This is a genomic window from Algoriphagus sp. AK58 (assembly GCF_014324365.1).
In the GTDB taxonomy this organism is placed as follows: Bacteria; Bacteroidota; Bacteroidia; order Cytophagales; family Cyclobacteriaceae; genus Algoriphagus.
In genome coordinates this window covers 1-21,034 of sequence record NZ_QEIG01000011.1, presented here as the reverse complement: position 1 = coordinate 21,034, position 21,034 = coordinate 1, and the positions used below count along the sequence as shown (strand labels likewise).

Below are 21,034 nucleotides of genomic sequence, written 5' to 3'. Positions count from 1 at the left end.
GATTTTTTACCTAACCCTCTGGCTGATCCTCGGTCCTGGATTGGCCAAACTTGTCAATCCTATGTATTCAGAATTCCTCTTATCAACACAAACCCTTGATTAGAACTTTTAACATGCTTTTCGACTCCATAAATACCGAAAAAACCGCTACCCATCAGCTCTTTGAACAGGTCGCTGATCAATACTCCAATCACACCGCACTGGTCTTTGAACACAAGGCTTGGACCTATGCACAAGTCAACCAGCAGGCCAATCAGCTTGCACATTGCCTCATGGCCAACGGAATCGGAACAGAAAGCCTCGTCGGTATCTGCATGGACCGGTCTCCGGAACTTATCATCTCCATCCTTGCCGTCTGGAAGGCCGGAGCTGCCTATCTCCCCCTCGATCCCGATTACCCTACTGACAGACTACACTTCATGATTCAGGATGCTAATCCTAAGCTGATCCTAACCCATTTTCAAGTTCAGAATTCCAAGTCCCCTTTGGAGCTCTTCTCGGGAAAGATCCTTGTTTGGGAAGAATTCCTCGGAAACAGCTTCCTCTTCTCCGACCAAAACCCCAATCGCCAAACCTCCCTCTCCGACCTCGCCTACGTCATCTATACGTCCGGTTCCACCGGAAAACCAAAAGGTGTCCTACTCGAGCACCGGGGACTGGCCAATCTCATCCCAGCTCAGACCAAGCGATTCAGGGTCACGCCCGAATCCAGATTCCTCCAGTTTGCCTCCCTAAGCTTTGACACCTCCCTATGGGAAATCCTCCTGCCGCTCGCATCCGGCGCCACTCTCGTCATTGCCAAAGCAGATCAGCTCCTCCCCGATCTGCCTCTTTCTCATACCCTCAACACCTATCAAATCACCCACTTCACTGCACCTCCTTCCGTACTCGCTCTACTCGACCCTTCAGGCTTACCCGAGCTTCAGGTCGTCGTCTCCGGTGGTGAAGCTCTCCGAAAAGAAATCGCCCAAAGATGGGTCAAACACACCAAACTGTTCAATGCCTACGGACCCACCGAAGCAACCATCGAGGTCTCTGCCTCCCTTATTCAGCCCAACTCAGACCGTATCACGATCGGAAAACCTCTGCCAAACACCCAGTTCTACATCCTCGATCAAGAAGGTGCTCAGCTGCCCGTTGGAATCTCCGGTGAACTCCATATTTCCGGCGACGGGCTGGCAAGAGGATACCTCAACCGTCCCGAACTCAACGCCGAAAAGTTTGTCCCAAACCCTTTCAATACGGGAGAACGAATGTACCGTACCGGAGACCTCGCACGATGGCTGCCAAACGGGGAAGTCGAACACCTCGGAAGAATCGATCAGCAGGTCAAACTCAGGGGATTCCGGATCGAACTTGGAGAGATCGAAAGCACACTACTCACTTTCCAAGGGATAAAAGACGTCGTCGTTACTGTCCTTCAAGGAGAATCTGGAGCAGACTTTCTCTGTGCCTACTACGTCGCTCAAGAAGAACTGCCCATGGTCGAACTCAGGAATTTTCTTGCCCGATCCCTGCCTGCCTACATGATCCCTGCTCGCTTTATGCACTTGTACCAATTCCCCCTCACTCCAAACGGAAAAGTAGATCGAAAGGCCTTACCTGATCCGGGGTATACTGTGCTGACAGGCGTGGAATTTGTTGCCCCGGCAACTGAATTGGAAATAGCCATTGCCCGACTTTGGGCGCAACTGTTGGGTCTGAATCCAGAATCCATCAGCACGCAGGACAGCTTCTTCGCCCTCGGAGGAGATTCTCTCAGGGCCGCTCAGCTCGCCGGAAGACTTGCTCAGGAAACCCAGACTGCCGTGTCGGTGAAAGATATCTTCACCAATCCTACGATCGAAAGTTTATCCCAACTCATCGCCAAAAAGGATAAAAGTGCCTCATCGGTGATTGCCAAAGCACCTGTACAAGACAGCTATCCACTCGCATCGGCACAGAAGCGTGTCTACCTACACCATCTTCGACAAGGAGAGGAATCAATACTCTACAATATGCCCGCAGTCTATGAGGTGGAAGGCTCTTTGGATCTTGATCTTCTGAAAAAGGCTTTCCAGCAAGTAGTGGACGCCTATGATTCCTTCAGGGTTTCTTTCGGCCTAGTCAATGGCGAACTACGCCAAGAAGTGAAAGATAAGTTGGTAGTGGATATTCCTTTTCACAGTTTCAGCGAGGATAATGTCCATTATGCTCTGAAAAACTGGGGAACAACCCCCTTTGATCTGGAAAAAGCTCCCCTCGTCCGGATGGAGCTCTGGCAGACTCCCTCCAGGCAGCTTTTGGCCATCGACACCCACCATATCATCATGGACGGAATGTCCTATGGACCCTTCTTCAAGGCTTTGGCGGATGCCTATCAGGGAAAAGAGCTAAAGTCCGACACACTTGGTTTCATCGATTATGCCTATTGGCAGCAGGACCTAGCTCAACAGTCTTTCAGAGAAGGACAGTCTGCCTTCTGGAACCAGATGTTTGCCGACGGCATTCCCACTCTGGAACTTCCGGTCGACTTTAATGAGCCAGTACTGAGAAACTACCTCGGTGAAACCCATTCCTTCCGGATCCAGGGAGACCTGTTGGAAAATATCCAAAGCCTCTGTGCACAGACCGGAACCACTCCCTTTATCTTCCTTTATTCTGCCTTCACTCTGCTGATCAGCAAATACGCCCAGAGCCAGGATCTGGTGATCGCGACCACCTCGGCGGGAAGAAGCTTTCCCGAGACTGAGGATATGATCGGCATGTTTGTCAATACACTGGCTGTTCGCAATCAAATTGATCCTTCCCTATCGTTTAATGGATTTCTGGAAAGCACCAAGCAACTCCTGCTATCTGCCTTTGAAAATGATGCTTACCCGTATGACGAACTGGTCGCCAAACTGAGGGCACAGGGCCATCAGGAGAATCTTGTACGGGTCATGTTCACCATGCTCAAGGAAAGCGAAGAAAGCCTCGCCCTGGACGGATGCAAACTCAACGCCCTGCCTTTCGGAGGAGAATCTCCCGCCAAGTTTGACCTCACCTTCAGCGGTACGGAAAATCAAGACCGCATCGACTTTGACATCGCCTATGCAGCAGAACTGTTCAGCATGGAAAGCATCACTCTCCTGGCAGAGCGTTTTGTAAACCTGCTGGGCCATATCTGTGCATCTCCACTGGCCTCTTTATCGGCCTTGCCGATCATCCTGGAAAAGGAATCCGAACAGATCAGAAACTGGAACAGCAATATCGTGGAAGTACCCCAGAAAGCTCTGGTCCACGGACTCTTTGAGGCTAAAGTGCTGGAGTACCCCGGGAACACTGCCCTGGTGTTTGAGAATGAGGAGTTGACTTATTCGGAGCTGAATCAAAAAGCCAACCGGCTCGCCCATTACCTCAGATCCTGTGGCATCGGTCCCGAGCAAAGGGTCGGTATCTGTCTGGAGCGTTCCGCAGAACTGATCATCAGCATCCTTGCCGTATGGAAGTCCGGCGGTGCCTATGTTCCCCTGGATCCATCCTATCCCGAGGACAGACTGGCCTATATGATCGGGGATTCCGGTCTGGAACTTATCCTGACCCAAAACTCCCTCCTTCCACTATTGGAGGAGATCTGCCAAAACACGCAGGTAAAGCCGGTGAGCAAAGAGGAATTGGGAACTATCTTGACAACTTACCCAGATCAGAATCCAATACCTGTTAACGGCCCGGAGAATCTAGCTTACATCATCTATACCTCAGGCACAACGGGTAAACCAAAGGGTGCCATGATTGAACATCGCAATGCGGTCAATCTGGCTTTTGGCCAGTATAAGTCGGTAAAAATCACTCCCAATGACCGTGTTTTGCAGTTTGCCTCTACCAGTTTTGATGCCTCAGTTTGGGAGATACTTATCGGCCTTACCACAGGAGCAGCATTAGTTGTTTCACGCCGAGAGGATATTATGCCGGGTATAGCACTGACGGATACTTTGAACCGTCAGGGAATCACCGTCACCATGTTGACGCCGACGGCATTAAACCACATGGAGCCCAAGCAGGTACCATTGCTTCATACGGTTTTGAGTGCCGGAGAAGCTCTGCCCTTGAGTATTGCTCTCAGATGGGCAGGTGGCACGACACTGATCAACGCCTACGGCCCTACAGAAGTAACCGTGCTTACCACAAGAGGAGAGATTACAGAAGGGGTTGATCGAATAGTGCTTGGAAAACCACTACCCAACTACAAAACCTATATCCTCGATGCTCAGGGCAATCAGCTTCCCATCGGAATTGCCGGTGAGCTCTGCATCGGAGGTGCGGGTGTCGGAAGAGGCTATCTGAACCGTCCCGAACTGACAGCCGAAAAGTTTGTCCCTGACCCATTCAATCCCGGAGCAAAAATGTACCGATCCGGGGACCTCGCCCGTTGGCTCCCAACCGGAGAGATCGAGTACCTGGGCAGAATCGACCAACAGGTCAAAATCCGCGGATTCCGAATCGAACTAGGGGAGATCGAAAGTGCCCTCCTTTCTGACAGCACGATCACCGAAGCCGCCGTCACCGTCCGTCAGGATCACTTGGGCGAAAAGTACCTCTGCGCCTATTACGTCTCCGAAACGGAGAAGACTGTGGAAGAACTCAGAAGCTTCCTTGGCCAGACCTTACCAGAATTCATGATTCCTGCCCGCTTTGTGGCCATGGAAAAACTCCCCTTGAGCCCTTCCGGCAAAATTGACCGCAAAGCCCTGCCCGATCCCGGGGAAAAAGTGTGGACAGGCGCTGAATTTGTTGCCCCGGCAACTGAACTGGAAATAGCCATTGCCCGACTTTGGGCGCAACTGTTGGCTCTGAATCCAGAATCCATCAGTACCCGGGACAGCTTCTTTGCCCTCGGAGGGGATTCTCTTAAATCTGCCCAGCTGGCAGGAAGGCTCTCTCAGGAAACACAGACCTCCGTATCGGTAAAGGATATCTTTACCAACCCCACCATAGCGGACTTAGCTGTTTTGATTGCTTCCAAAGAGCAATCGGCAGCTTTGAAAATCACCAAGGCGCCGATACTGGACAGCTATCCCTTGGCCCCTGCTCAAAAACGAGTCTACCTCCATCAACTGCAGCAAGGGGCTGAATCCACACTCTACAATATGCCCGCAGTCTATCAGGTAGACGGCACATTGGATCATGCCCTGCTGGAAAAGGCTTTCCAACAGGTCGTGGACTGTTTCTCCTCTTTTAGAACTTCATTTTCATTGGAGGACAGTGAGCTCAGGCAGCAGGTTGCCTCAGCTGTAAAAGTCACTGTTCCTGCCAAGGATTTATCGGACTCAGAGCTGTTGGATCAGCTCAGGAACTGGGGAAAAAAACCTTTTGACTTGGAATTTGCCCCCCTCATCCGGATGGAGCTCTGGCAGACTCCGTCCAGGCAGATCTTGGCCATCGACACCCACCATATCATCATGGACGGAATGTCCTATGGACCATTCTTCAAGGCTTTGGCGGATGCCTATCAGGGAAAAGAGCTAAAAACCGACACACTTGGTTTCATCGATTATGCCTATTGGCAGCAGGACCTAGCTCAACAGTCCTTCAGAGAAGGGCAGTCTGCCTTCTGGAACCAGATGTTTGCCGACGGCATTCCCACTCTGGAACTTCCGGTCGACTTTAATGAGCCTGTCCTGAGAAACTACCTCGGTGAAACCCATTCCTTCCGGATCCAGGGAGGCCTGTTGGAAAATATCCAAAGCCTCTGTGCACAGACCGGAACCACTCCCTTTATCTTCCTTTATTCTGCCTTCACTCTGCTGATCAGCAAATACGCCCAGACCCAGGATCTGGTGATCGCAACCACCTCGGCGGGAAGAAACTTTCCCGAGACTGAGGAAATGATAGGCATGTTTGTCAATACACTGGCTGTTCGCAATCAAATTGATCCTTCCCGATCGTTTAATGGATTTTTGGAAAACACCAAGCAGCTGTTGCTATCTGCCTTTGAAAATGATGCCTACCCGTATGACGAACTGGTCGCCAAACTGAGGGCACAAGGCCATCAGGAGAATCTTGTACGGGTCATGTTCACCATGCTCAAGGAAAGCGAAGAAAGCCTGGCTCTGGACGGATGCAAACTCAACGCCCTGCCTTTCGGAGGAGAATCTCCCGCCAAGTTTGACCTCACCTTCAGCGGTACGGAAAATCAAGACCGCATCGACTTTGAAATCGCCTATGCAGCCGAACTGTTCAGCATGGAAAGCATCACTCTCCTGGCAGAGCGTTTTGTCAACCTGCTGGGCCATATCTGTGCATCTCCCGATACATCATTATCGGACTTGCCGATCATCCTGGAAAAGGAATCGGAGCAGATCAGAAACTGGAACAGCAATATCGTGGAAGTACCCCAGAACGCTCTGGTCCAAGGACTCTTTGAGGCTAAAGTGCTGGAGTACCCCGGGAACACTGCCCTGGTGTTTGAACAGGAGGAGTTGACTTATTCGGAGCTGAATCAAAAAGCCAACCGGCTCGCCCATTACCTCAGATCCTGTGGCATCAGTCCCGAGCAAAGGGTCGGTATCTGTCTGGAGCGCTCTCCGGAGCTGATCATCAGCATCCTTGCCGTATGGAAGTCTGGCGGTGCCTATGTTCCCCTGGATCCATCCTATCCGGTGGACAGACTAGCCTATATGATCGAGGATTCCGGTCTGGAACTTATCCTAACCCAAAACTCCCTCCTTCCACTATTGGAGGAGATCTGCCAAAACACGCAGGTAAAGCCGGTGAACAAGGAAGGATTAGAGAAGGTCTTAGCCGCATATCCAGAGACAAACCCTGCTTTGCTGAATACTGCCGATAGTTTGGCTTACATGATCTACACTTCAGGTACCACCGGAAAGCCAAAGGGGGTGATGCTCGAGCACCGCAATGCAGTGAATCTGGCCATCGCGCAGCAACATACCATCTCGGTAAAGTCCACCGACCGGGTTCTGCAGTTCGCTTCCTCCAGCTTTGATGCTTCTGTTTTTGAAATACTACTGGCTTTGGCCTCCGGGGCAGGGCTAGTGGTCGCTTCCAAAGAAAACTTAGTACCAGGTCCTTCGATCGTCCAAACCATGATGAAGCAGCGAGTTACGATGGCGGTTCTCACCCCAGTCGTGCTGAATCACATGGATCCTCATCAGCTGCCTTTGCTTCACACGGTGCTTAGTGCAGGCGAACCTCTCCCTGTCACCATTGCAGAAAAATGGGACGCAACCAAAAATCTGATCAATGCCTATGGCCCGACAGAGGTTACCGTCTGTGCGACAATGGGGAAAGTACAGGAAGATTCTGACCGGATTACCATCGGAAGTCCATTGCCCAACTACAAAACCTATATCCTCGATGCTCAGGGCAATCAGCTTCCCATCGGAATTGCCGGTGAGCTCTGCATCGGAGGTGCAGGTGTCGGAAGAGGCTATCTAAACCGTCCCGAACTGACTGCCGAAAAGTTTGTCCCAGACCCATTCAATCCCGGAGCAAAAATGTACCGATCCGGGGACCTCGCCCGTTGGCTCCCAACCGGAGAGATCGAGTACCTGGGCAGAATCGACCAACAGGTCAAAATCCGCGGATTCCGAATCGAACTCGGGGAGATCGAAAGTGCCCTCCTTTCTGACAGCACGATCACCGAAGCCGCCGTCACCGTCCGTCAGGATCACTTGGGTGAAAAGTACCTCTGCGCCTATTACGTCTCCGAAACGGAGAAGACTGTGGAAGAACTCAGAAGCTTCCTTGGCCAGTCCTTACCAGAATTCATGATTCCTGCCCGCTTTGTGGCCATGGAAAAACTCCCCTTGAGCCCTTCCGGCAAAATTGACCGCAAAGCCTTGCCCGATCCCGGGGGAAGTATCCTGACAGGCGCTGAATTTGTTGCCCCGGCAACTGAACTGGAAATAGCCATTGTCCGACTTTGGGCGCAACTTTTGGCTCTGAATCCAGAATCCATCAGTACCCGGGACAGCTTCTTTGCCCTCGGAGGGGATTCTCTTAAATCTGCCCAGCTGGCAGGAAGGCTCTCTCAGGAAACACAGACCTCCGTATCGGTAAAGGATATCTTTACCAACCCCACCATAGCGGGCTTAGCTGTTTTGATTGCTTCCAAAGAGCAATCGGCAGCTTTGAAAATCACCAAGGCACCGATACTGGACAGCTATCCCTTGGCCCCGGCTCAAAAACGAGTCTACCTCCATCAACTGCAGCAAGGGGCTGAATCCACACTCTACAATATGCCCGCAGTCTATCAGGTAGACGGCACATTGGATCATGCCATGCTGGAAAAGGCTTTCCAACAGGTCGTGGACTGTTTCTCCTCTTTTAGAACTTCATTTTCATTGGAGGACAGTGAGCTCAGGCAGCAGGTTGCCTCAGCTGTAAAAGTCACTGTTCCTGCCAGGAATTTATCGGACTCAGAGCTGTTGGATCAGCTCAGGAACTGGGGAAAAGAACCTTTTGACTTGGAATTTGCCCCACTCATCCGGATGGAGCTCTGGCAGACTCCGTCCAGGCAGCTTTTGGCCATCGACACCCACCATATCATCATGGACGGAATGTCGTATGGACCCTTCTTTGAATCATTGTCGAAAGCTTATGCCGGACTGGGACTCTCTGTTCCTTCGGTCCAGTATACCGACTACGCCTATTGGCAACAATCTGAAGAACAACAAGCTGTGATTGCCAGGCAGAGAGCTTACTGGCAGAGGATTTACGCCAAAGGAATCCCAGCGCTTGAACTGCCCTATGACTTCCCTATTCCCACCAACCGTACCCATGCAGGGGGCACGCTCCATTTCCAACTTGGATTAAGTACCGTGGAAAGTGTACAACAACTGGCAGCCCAAACGGGCACCACCCCTTTCATGGTGCTTTATTCTGTCTTTGCACTATTGGTTGGAAAGTATGCAGGCCAATCAGAATTGATTGTGGGCACGACCTCTTCAGGTAGAAACTTGCCCGAACTGGAAGACATGGTGGGCATGCTGGTCAATACGTTGGCGATCCGCACGGATTTACCGGAAGACTCATCATTCATCGCCTATCTGGATTCTAACAAAAAGGTTTTGTTGGAAAGTTTTGAGAACGACAGCTATCCGTATGAAGACCTGGTGACCGATCTGCGACAGAAGGAAAACTTCAAAACTCCTGTCCGCGCGATGTTCACAATGATGCCTCAAGGGGTCGAGAAGACGTCCATAGACAGTTTGAGATTATCTCCCTTGGATGCAGGAGGTGCGCTGCAATCCAAGTTCGACCTGACCTTCAGTGGAATAGAAGGGGCCGAGTCCATCGACTTTTCCATCATTTATCCTTTTGAACTTTTTGATCCTGAAACCATCTCCCTATTGGCATCACGATATGAGTTCCTGCTGCAGCAGGCTATTCAAAGACCAGATAAGTCATTGAGGGAATTCAGTATCCTGGTGGATCAAGAAAAAAGAATGATTTCAGAATGGAACCACACATTCCAGAAATACCCTACTAGTCAAACCCTATCCGAACTATTCGAATCCACTGTCAGGCTTTTTCCAGAGAACATGGCATTGGTATACAAAGACAGAGAGCTTAAGTATAAGGAATTAGAAAGCAAAGCCAACCAACTGGCCCGATTGCTCATTGTCAGGGGAATAAAACCAGGAGAACTTGTCGGTCTGTTAATGAAGCGGTCTCCTGAATTGATTGTAAGCATTTTGGCAGTTTGGAAAGCCGGAGGTGCGTATGTCCCACTCGATCCATCCTATCCGGTAGACCGATTGCATTACATGCTCCAAGATGCAGAGGTGGGTTTGCTACTTACCCATGAAGCTGCCATTACTGTAGCTGAAAAGGCCTCGGAAGGTTTGCCTACACGCATGCTTATTCTCGAACACTTGGGTTCGGAATTAAAATCATTCTCAACTACCAAAATACAATGCCCTTCCCGTCCTTTTGACTTAGCCTACATTATCTATACCTCTGGCTCAACGGGCAAGCCCAAAGGGGTGATGGTGGAGCACCGTACTGCTGTAAACTTGGCTTTTGCATACAAAGACAGCATGGCATTGGTTGCAATGCCTAGAATATTGCAGTTTGCTTCGATCTGTTTTGATGTATCAGTTGCAGACCTTTTGATGGCATTTGCTAACGGTGGGACCCTTGTCATCGCAGATCATGAAAACCTAATGCCAGGTCCGGCCCTAACCGAGACGCTGAATCACTATCAAATATCCCATATCAAACTTACTCCTACCGCATTGGGGTACTTATCACCTGATGATTTACCGCATTTATACACCGTCTACGCAGGAGGTGAGGCCCTGTCCATGGAATTAGCTCGTCGTTGGGCATCCAAAAAAAGACTCATCAATGCCTATGGGCCTACAGAAGCGACTGTAAACACAACCCTTCGACCTATTCAAAGTGATGTGAAGCGAGTGGTTCTAGGGCGTCCTCTTCCTAATTATCAAATCCACATTCTTGACCAATCAGGCAATCCTTTACCGATAGGAATGGCAGGTGAATTATGCATTGGTGGTGATGGACTTGCCCGCGGCTATCTCAACCGTCCTGAACTCACCGCCGAGAAGTTTATTCCAGATTCTTCCCGTGAAGGAGGACGGCTATATCGATCCGGCGATCTGGCACGATGGCTGTCAAATGGAGAAGTAGAGTTTTTGGGAAGAATAGACCATCAGGTCAAAATCCGCGGGTATCGAATTGAGTGTGGTGAAATCGAAAGTGCGCTCTTGGCCATAAAGGGGGTCGCAACAGCAGCAGTAATCGCCCGAACCGATGCACAGGGTGAAAAGTACTTGTGTGCCTATTTTGTAGCTGATGAGGAAAAAACCATTCATGAGTTGCGAGAAGCCCTTTCCCTTACCCTGCCTGAGTTTATGGTTCCCTCACGCTTTGTACAATTGGATAAGCTTCCCCTTACCGGCAGTGGTAAGACAGACCGTAAGGCATTACCAGAGCCCGATGCCAGTATAAAAACAGGAACTGAATTCGTGATGCCTAAAACAGAAACAGAAAAGTGGCTTGTGAAATTATGGGCTTCAGTATTAGGGCTTAATTCCGAAGAGATCGGTATTAATGATGACTTCTTCTCATTGGGAGGAAACTCGCTAAGGTGTGTGCAGCTTGTAGGCCGGATCGGCCAAACTTTTCAATTAAAAGTCTCGGTCAAAGATATTTTCATGAACCCGACGCTAGAGAGTCTTTCGAGATTGATCGATTCTAGGGAAAAGGTTGCCGTACCAGGTATCGGGAAAGCACCGATACTGGAGAGCTATCCCCTAGCCTCAGCCCAAAAACGAGTCTACCTCCATCAACTGCAGCTGGGAGAAAATTCCGTGCTCTACAATATGCCGGCAGCCTATGAGGTAGATGGGTCCTTGAATCATGCCCTGCTGGAAAAGGCTTTCCAGCAGGTGGTGGATCACTATGATGCCTTCAGGGTTTCTTTCAGCCTGGTTGAGGGGAAACTGCGTCAGCGTGTGGCAGACAGGGTTACGGTTGATGTCCCGGTTCACAGTCTCAGTGAAAGTGATGCCCAAGACGCGCTTAAAAACTGGGGAACCAAGTCCTTTGATCTGGAGCAGGCTCCCCTGATACGGATGGAGCTGTGGCAGACTCCTTCAAGGCAGATTTTAGCAATCGACACCCACCATATTATCATGGACGGAATGTCGCATGGTCCCTTCTTCAAAGCATTGGCGGATGCCTATCAGGGAAAGACGCTGAAAACCAATACACTTGGTTTCATTGATTATGCCTATTGGCAGCAGTCCGAAACCCAGCTGACGGCACGTTCTGGACAGGCGGAATTCTGGAAACAGATGTTTTCCAACGGCATTCCCGCTCTGGAACTTCCTGTCGACTTTAGTGAGCCTTCCCTAAGAAACTACCGTGGAGGGATCCATTCCTTCCGGATGGAGGGAGATCTGTTGGAAAGCGTCGACCGCCTATGCGCACAGACGGGCACCACTCCTTATATCTTCCTTTATTCTGCCTTCACCCTGCTGATCAGCAAATACGCACAGTCCCAAGATCTGGTGATAGCAACCACCTCAGCGGGGAGAAATCTTCCCGAGACTGAGGAAATGATCGGGATGTTTGTCAATACACTGGCAGTGAGGAATCATATTGATATTTCCCTTTCGTTTTTTGAGTTTTTAGAAAGCACAAAAGAGCTTTTGCTCACAGTGTTTGAGAATGATTCTTATCCTTATGACGAACTGATAGCAGATTTGAGATCGAGCCAATTGGGGGATCATGCAGTCCGTGTGATGTTCACGATGTTGAAGGAGGGAGAACTTTCCCTGTCACTTGGTGAAAGCATACTTCGTCAACTACAAATATCGGATGATGCGCAGGCTAAATTTGATTTAACCCTAAGTGTTTCGGAAGGGGAACAGTTCATGGGTTTTGATATGGTGTACGCAGAAGAGCTGTTCAGTAAAGAAAGTATTGAAAGACTTTCGCATCGTTTTGTCAACCTGCTGGGCCATATCTGTGCATCTCCCGATACATCATTATCGGACTTGCCGATCATCCTGGAAAAGGAATCGGAGCAGATCAGAAACTGGAACAGCAATATCCTGGAAGTACCCCAGAACGCCTTGGTCCACGGACTCTTTGAGGCTAAAGTGCTGGAATATCCTTACAATACCGCGCTGGTGTTTGAGAATGAGGAGTTGACTTATTCGGAGCTGAATCAAAAAGCCAACCGGCTCGCCCATTACCTAAGATCCTGCGGAATCGGTGCCGAGCGAAGGGTCGGCATCTGTCTGGAGCGCTCCCCGGAGCTGATCATCAGCATCCTTGCCGTGTGGAAGTCCGGCGGGGCCTATGTTCCCCTGGATCCATCCTATCCGGTGGACAGACTGGCCTATATGATCGGGGATTCCGGTCTGGAACTTATCCTGACCCAAAACTCCCTCCTTCCGAAATTAGAAGAGATCTGCCAAAACACGCAGGTTCAACTGGTGAGCAAAGAAGAGTTGGCTGACAGAATGATCATTTTCACCGCATCCAATCCGGTATGGATCGGTAAAGCGCCTGACTTGGCATACATCATCTACACCTCAGGTACAACTGGTAGGCCCAAAGGCGCAATGATCGAACATAGAAATGTTGTCAATTTGGCTTTTGCGCAGCAACAAAAAATCAAAGTCAAAACGGAAGATCGGGTTTTGCAGCTTGCATCTTTCAGTTTTGACCCTTCCGTTTCCGAAATCCTTTTAGCATTCTTGGCTGGAGGGACACTCGTCATGGGGTCCAGGGAGAACCTCTTGCCTGGCCTGCCTTTGACAACAACGATCAATAAAAACCGGATTACGATTGCTGCCATGACACCCGTGGTGCTAAACCAGCTGGATCCTTACCAGATTCCCTCTCTGCATACCGTGGTTTGTGGAGGCGAAGCTTTGCCAGTGCATCTCGCCAAAAAATGGCACAATATCAAAAACCTGATCAATGCCTATGGCCCAACTGAGGCCACCGTCTGTGCGACAATGGGGAAAGTACAGGAAGACTCTGACCGGATTACCATCGGAAGTCCATTGCCCAACTACAAAACCTATATCCTCGATGCTCAGGGCAATCAGCTTCCCATCGGAATTGCCGGTGAGCTCTGCATCGGGGGTGCAGGTGTCGGAAGAGGCTATCTAAACCGTCCCGAACTGACAGCCGAAAAGTTTGTCCCAGACCCGTTCAATCCCGGAGCAAAAATGTACCGATCCGGGGACCTCGCCCGTTGGCTCCCAACCGGGGAAATCGAGTACCTGGGCAGAATCGACCAACAGGTCAAAATCCGCGGATTCCGTATCGAACTCGGGGAGATCGAAAGTGCCCTCCTTTCTGACAGCGCGATCACCGAAGCCGCCGTCACCGTCCGTCAGGATCACCTGGGCGAAAAGTACCTCTGCGCCTATTACGTCTCCGAAACGGAGAAGACTGTGGAAGAACTCAGAAGCTTCCTTGGCCAGACCTTACCAGAATTCATGATTCCTGCCCGGTTTGTGGCCATGGAAAAACTCCTCTTGAGCCCTTCCGGTAAAATTGACCGGAAGGCTTTGCCGGCACCAGATGAGAATTTTAAGACCGGGAAAGTTTTTATTGCTCCGGAGACTGACCTAGAGAAAGCAATGATTGAAGCTTGGGCAACCACATTGAGCATCAGTCCAGATGTTATTGGAATGGAAGATGATTTTTTTGCCTTGGGCGGAAATTCATTGAAAGCTGTCATGCTGATCTCAAAAATTCACCAAGGCCTTAAGGTTCAGATACCTATTCCAATCATTTTCCAAAATCCTACGCCCAAGTCTTTGATGGATCATATTCACTTAGGTAAAGCGGAGAATTTTCTATTCAATGAGCATTTGATTCCACTTCAGCCCAATGGAGACAAAAGACCACTTTTTATAGTCCCTGGGATGGAAGGCAAATCCTATTATTTGGCAGATCTAGCCAAGGCACTCGGAAAAGATCAGCCGGTTTATGGATTCCAATATTTTGGTTTGTTGAACAGCGAGGATCCATTTGAATCAATAGAAGAGATAGCAGCTTTCAATATCCGCCTAATGAGAAAGGTCCAAGCCCAAGGCCCTTATCAGTTAGCTGGTCACTCCATGGGTGGTTGGGTTGCTGTAGAAATGGCAAATCAACTTCTCCAACAAGGTGAAAAAATTGACTTTATCGGGTTAATGGACTCGTTTAGCCCACAAGTTCTTGCAGATTTAGGAGGCTTCACACTTCATTCAAAGCAACAAGAGGTCAATGATTTGATCATGCTTGTCGAACGACTGGTGGAATACATGAGCCCCGATTTGAATTTCTATGAGCTAAAAGAAAAGCTTGAGCAAATTGATTCCAAAGAACGGCTTTCATTGGTTCATCAATGGACTGTTTCAAAAGGACTGATTCCCGATTCATTTTCTCGGCAAGAACTGGGACAATGGGCAAAGCTTATCGGCACAAATAGCAGGATACATTTTGAACCGACGAAAATCGATCAGATCACACACCTTTTCAAAGCTGAAAGAAGTAGTCGGAAAGATGAAAATATCCCCGAATGTCACGGTTGGACAGCAACAGTGAGTTCCGATCTAATAATCCATGGAACTCCAGGAAATCACTATACCATGATGCTAAGTCCTCATGTACAGTCCTTGGCCAAAGCAATCCAAGATTGCCTTCAAAAATCAGGGATGAAGACTACAGATACCAGAAATACTCAACATGCAAGAGAACTGGAAACCCTGATAAACAGAATATAACACAAGCAGAAATTTTTATATAAACTCTAAAAATCAACGCAATCATGAAACGAATTCTATGTCAGCTGACGGCATTCACCTTACTATTTATTTTCATTTTTTTAAGTAATGTGACAGCACAGCAAAATTTATCAAGTATTAAGGGTAAAGTAATTGATAATGATAATCAGCCCATTGCCTATACCAACGTGGCGCTGTATACAGCAGCCGATTCCAGCTTGACAAAAGTCGGTTACACATTAGCTGATGGAAGCTTTGTTTTACCTGACTTGGAAGCTGGAAAGTATTGGCTAAATATCAGTTTTGTCGGATTCAAATCTTACCTCAGCGATCCGTTCGACTTGCCGGAAAACAAGGAAGTTTCTTGGCCGGAAGTGAAAATGGAAGCTACCGATAGTGAACTTGATATGGTTGTCGTACAAGGTCAAGTGCCGATGTTGGAAATCAAAAAAGACCGGGTGGTCTTTAATGTAGAACAAAGTATCAATTCAGCAGGAATCAGCTCTTTAGACCTACTTCGAAAGTCTCCCAATGTCTTCATCGATAATTCCGGAAACATCAGAATGATGGGAAGGAGCGGCGCTTTTGTCGCAGTGAATGGAAAAATCGTACCCTTAACAGGTGGAGACCTAGACTCCTATCTCAGATCATTACAATCCGACCAAATTGAGGCCATAGAACTGATCCCTGATCCTGGTGCTAAATATGACGCTGTAGGAACTGCCGGAATAATTAATATTCGATTGAAAAAAAGCACGGAGATTGGAGCGAACGGAACCTTCAACTCTGGCTATTCCATCGGCAACAAATCCCGTTATAACGCTTCTTTGTCAGGAAACTACCGAAACAAATCACTTAATCTTTATGGCTCTTATGGGTTTAATCGTTACCAGGATCCTTATAAAGAAGAGGTCACCATTCAGCAAGGCGATCAATTTGTCAACTTGGCAGCAACTGGAAATATCGATCGAAAAATCCATTCTTTGAGAGGTGGGATAGATCTTAATTTATCACCAAACAGCATTATTGGATTTTTAGCAACTGGAAATTTCACAGAGGGATTATGGAATGTCTCTGACCGCGCCAAATTCGGCAATGTTTCGGATGGTATTGTCGATGGACAGCTTTGGGCAGAGAGTAATACCATCATCGATCGAACAGATCTTTCTTTTAACCTCAATTATCGATATGCTAATAAAAAAGGTACGGTCTTAAACATAGATGCTGACTATGCTTTTTTTGAAAATCTCAGAAACAATACACAACCTAATGAAATAAGAGATCCTTCTGGGTCAACTTTGATTTCCGAGACTACTTATTTTTCAAACCTCCCTACTACAATTGATATCAAAAGTTTCAAAGTTGACTTTGAACGCCCCCTTGGTGAAGGTAAACTAGGTGCCGGACTTAAGTATTCGGCGGTCGGATCTGATAACACATTTGATTTCTTTAAGGAAGAGGAAGGAGAATTCGTTCTAGATCCTACGCGTTCCAATACGTTTTTTTATGATGAAAAAATAAGCGCAGGGTATCTTTCCTACTCCATCAGCTTTGGTGAAAAGGTTAACCTGCTCACTGGTCTTAGGGCAGAACACACCCGCTCTGTTGGTGATCTTCAAGATCAGCAAAACACTGAAAATCAAGTTGTAAATCGAGATTACCTTGACTTTTTTCCTTCCCTAAACTTAGAATATGCTGCCAGCGAAAACCACAATTGGTCGATAGGTGCCAATCGGCGAATCAACCGACCAGCCTACCAAAGACTAAACCCATTTCAATTACTACTGAATCAATTATTCTATTCGCAGGGCAATCCTTTTCTACTCCCAGAGTATGCGACAGCGGCCACGCTTACCCATACCTTTAAAAACACCCTCACTTCCTCCTTTACCTTTAGCCATGTCAAAAATCTAATGACTGAATTATACTTACCTGGTGAAGATAATGTCAGCATTTACTCCTTTGTCAATCTGGATGATCAATACCAATATACACTCAACTTTAGCGCCCCGCTTACCTTAACTGACTGGTGGGAAACCTACAGTACGCTGACAGCTTTTTATATTGAAAATAAAGCTGAACTATCAGGAGTAAGTTTTGATGAAAAAGCAACTGCAGCCACCTTCTCTCTCCAAAACACATTTACGCTTCCCAAATCTTTATCCCTGGAATTAACCGGATTTTACAATTCCCCAACCCTTTGGGGTGTCAATCAGAGATTAGGCACGATCTGGTCTGTAGATGTAGGAGCAAGAAAATCGATTTTGAAAAATTTAGGATCTGTTTCGGTAGCTGTCTCGGATATCTTCAGAACCAACGTTTGGCCTTCTACAAGTGATTCACCCATTATTTATGTCAATGAGTTTCGGGTACAGGACACCAGACGGCTCTTATTTACCTTCACTTATAACTTTGGGAATAGGGAAATCAAGGGATCGAGAAGGAGAGTGACGAGCATGGAAGAGGAAAAAAGGAGGAGAAACTAATGAATCGAGCAAATGCTATTGACCTTTCTTCTCAACCCAACAGTTTTGTAGAAGAAATAAAGCTCACTGCCAACTTAGGTTGGCCGATCGTCCTTAGTAACCTAACCCAAATCTCTTTGCCCATTATCGATGGGGTGATGGTGGGATCTATCCACAGTAATCAATTGGCAGCGGCCTCTTTGGTCATTAATTTGATTTCGATTCCAGTCCTTCTTTGTATGGGACTGACGATGGCGATCTCTCCTTTGGTTTCTGCTTCTTTGGGCAAATCAGACTATAAATCTCCACTCGAAATCCTGGTAAATGGGATGTTTATTGGAGGGATTTTTTCACTTCTTCTTGCATTGATTTTTCATTTTGGAAAGGAAGTGGTATTTCATTTGGGTCAGGATCTTGAGGTAGCCCGGATTGCACAAGACTATTTGGTAATTATCGCATGGAGATTGGTTCCTTTTGCCTTATTTTCAAGTATCTCCCGATTTGCACAGGGTTTGGGACATACCAGGGTGGTAATGACACTTAACCTTATCACGATTCCTCTCAATATTCTTCTAAACTACATCTTGATTTTTGGACATTGGGGGATGCCAGCTTTGGAACTGAAAGGTGCAGGCTATGGGACTTTGCTAACCCAATTGATTGCGCTGATCCTATTTATTGTCATGATTTTGCGGTCGGATAGATTTGGGGATTACCGGAATGATCTGAGTCAGACTTTTCGGATCAAGCTGTCCAGGATAAAAGAAATCATCAAAATCGGAGTGCCCGTCGGGATTCAATTGTCCCTTGAAAGTGGAGCATTTGCTTTTTCCGGCTTGATGGCAGGTTGGCTAGGTGTGCAGCAGCAGGCTGCTCATCAAATCGGAATCTACATTTCATCGCTTACCTATGTCGTTTCTATAGGGATCTGCACGGCAGGATCCATCCGGGTGGCTTTCTTTTTTGGAAAGAAGGACTGGGATTCGGTCTTTGCCATCGGGAGATCTACGGTCTTTTTAGCTCTTATTTTTGGACTTATTTTCTCCGTATTGCTCATTGCTGGATACGTGAATATTCCATTTTTATTTACCAAAGATTGGGATGTCATCCAATTTGCCAAGATAGTCTTGTTGATGACTGCTTTATTCCAGCTTTCTGATGCATTGCAGGCGACTTCTGCCGGAATACTCCGAGGAATCCAAGATGTAAAAATTCCTACCTACCTCTCACTAATTGCCTATTGGGTGATCGGAATACCAGCAGGTTATCTTTTTGCCTTTACGATGGGTTGGGGGATCTCCGGATTATGGACAGGATTGATTTTGGGTTTATCGTTTAACGCCCTTCTTTTGACGATTCGGTTTTTCAGAAAAGTAGGGCAACTTAGAATAGAGTCAGAATTAGCTTAAAAGAATTCCTATGCTTTACTTGAGTTATACCCGGATACTTGAACCCTTTTCAAGTCAAGTATTTGAGGATTATTTGGTTCAATTGCCTGCGACCATGCAGTCCAAAGTCGTCCAATATAGAAGGTGGCAAGATTCACACACCGCTCTGATGGGGAAAATCATTTTGAAGGAGATGGCTTGTACTTATTATAAAATCCCTGACATCTTACACCAAATCAGCTACTCCCCCACCAAAAAGCCTGAAGTATCCGGTTCACTTTCTTTCAATATATCGCACTCAGAGAATTTGGTGGTTTGTATCATCGGTGAGGGCCAAGGGCTGGGAGTGGATGTTGAAAAGGTTACTAAGGTTAATTTTACGGACTTTCAAGATTACATGTCAGCGACCGAATGGAATCAAATTCAGCTTGCCAAAGATCCTAACCATGCTTTTCTTAACTATTGGACCCAAATAGAAGCAGCAGTCAAAGCGGATGGTCGAGGATTAAACATTCCATTAAAGGAGGTAAATATCCAAAACTCCATGGTTACCATCGGTTCCAGCTCTTGGTTTACACTTGAAGTCAACCTGATCGAAGGCTATACATGTCACATTGCTACCAGTGATAGATTGACCTCTGACGAATTGGCCTGCTTTAATTATGAGAATTTAAAACCATTCTAATGGTTTTAAAGACATTAAACTAATGGCCATTTTTAGCCAATTCCAAAAATGCCTCTACTTCTCCAAATACGATTAAACCGATCAGGAAGAAAGACCAAGGGTAACATCGTTCGGTCACTGAAATAATACGCAACCATCCGCAAAAACGACTCAAGGATGCTTGGAGGTTCTATTTCTCCACTTCCATAAATCCCAATATATCCTCATACCCTTTACTCCAAGCCCAGAAAAACTGCGTAATCATCGGGATATGCTTGGTTTTGGGATAAAAGGAATAGGTAAGATCAGATCCTTTTGTTTCAGCTTCTTTTCGAAATCTTTCCACAGTCAACCGAATACCGGGGTAGGTCTTTTCTCCCTCCATCACCAGCATCGGAACTTCGTTTCCTTCCAAAAAATAGATCGGGGAGTAAGCTTTCCATACTTCCGGATTGTCCGTGAAGGCATCGTAATTGTCTTCGGCATTGTATTTTTCCTTACGCTCAGTCAAAAACCAGTACCAATCCAAACCCGCCGGATCATTGAGAATGGCACCTTTTAGCGGATTGGAAAGTCCCAACTCCGCCCAAGGCTCCTTTTTGATGGCCACCAAAGCAGCCAAATGTCCACCAGCCGAGTGACCGGAAATGAAGATATTTTCCGGATCACCTCCATATTGGGAAATGTTGTCCTTCACCCACTTGACCGCCAGAAAACTGGCTTTTTCCATTGCCTGAACTTGATAATCCGGCGCCAAAGGATAATCAATGATGACCGTCACCACTCCCCTTCTCGCCAGGCGGCTACCCATGAAGTCGTAAATTTCCTTGCGTCCACTGTGCCAGCTTCCTCCATGGATGAATATCAACACTGGAGATTTTTCCGCTTTTCGTGGAGCAAAAACATTAAGCTGCTTTGTCGGAAGATCAACAGAAGGCTCTAAGTAGGTCAGATTTTTTGATCGGGTGACCGACTTGAATGCACAACTGGAAAAAGTGGCTAAAATGAATAGGGAAAGGAAAATGGATTTCATGAAAACTGTTTTTTGGAGAAAGCTATTTTTGAAAAGTTTTGTTTCGTGAAAAGTTTAGAATCTCAAAGATTACACGATGTCTCATCGTCACTACGAATGAAGCATGAATAAAGCAGTTTCCTATCTTTAGGACGTCACTGCGAGGAGGTACGACGAAGCAGTCTCACGATTTTAACTAGTCCATCATGGAGATTGCTTCGGGGCTATTATGCAGTCCTTAATATCAATTTCTTTCATAT

General features: G+C 47.4%; 5 protein-coding genes. 4 read left to right on the top strand and 1 reads right to left on the bottom strand.

Annotated features, from left to right (window positions below; translation table 11 throughout):
* The first annotated feature begins 113 nt into the window (after positions 1 to 113).
* Genes DDT91_RS11805 through DDT91_RS11790 form a run of 4 tightly spaced genes read left to right on the top strand, consistent with a single transcriptional unit; the run spans position 114 to position 19,783 of the window.
* Complete coding sequence (locus tag DDT91_RS11805; protein ID WP_187176396.1) at positions 114 to 15,245, top strand: non-ribosomal peptide synthetase; 15,132 nt, start codon at positions 114 to 116, stop codon at positions 15,243 to 15,245.
* Positions 15,246 to 15,289: 44 nt separating this feature from the next.
* Entirely contained in the window at positions 15,290 to 17,731 is a 2,442-nt protein-coding gene (locus DDT91_RS11800; protein ID WP_187176395.1) for a TonB-dependent receptor domain-containing protein, read from the top strand.
* On the top strand, positions 17,731 to 19,119 hold the full coding sequence (locus DDT91_RS11795; protein WP_187176394.1) for an MATE family efflux transporter: 1,389 nt from the start codon (positions 17,731 to 17,733) through the stop codon (positions 19,117 to 19,119). The genes DDT91_RS11800 and DDT91_RS11795 overlap by 1 nt, the downstream gene beginning before the upstream one ends.
* Positions 19,120 to 19,129: 10 nt before the next feature.
* Positions 19,130 to 19,783, top strand: a complete 654-nt coding sequence (locus tag DDT91_RS11790; protein ID WP_187176393.1) for a 4'-phosphopantetheinyl transferase superfamily protein — start codon at positions 19,130 to 19,132, stop codon at positions 19,781 to 19,783.
* Positions 19,784 to 19,952: 169 nt separating this feature from the next.
* Here the strand turns inward: DDT91_RS11790 and DDT91_RS11785 are convergent, their stop codons facing one another.
* Entirely contained in the window at positions 19,953 to 20,795 is an 843-nt protein-coding gene (locus DDT91_RS11785; protein ID WP_187176392.1) for an alpha/beta hydrolase, read from the bottom strand.
* Positions 20,796 to 21,034: the final 239 nt, after the last annotated feature.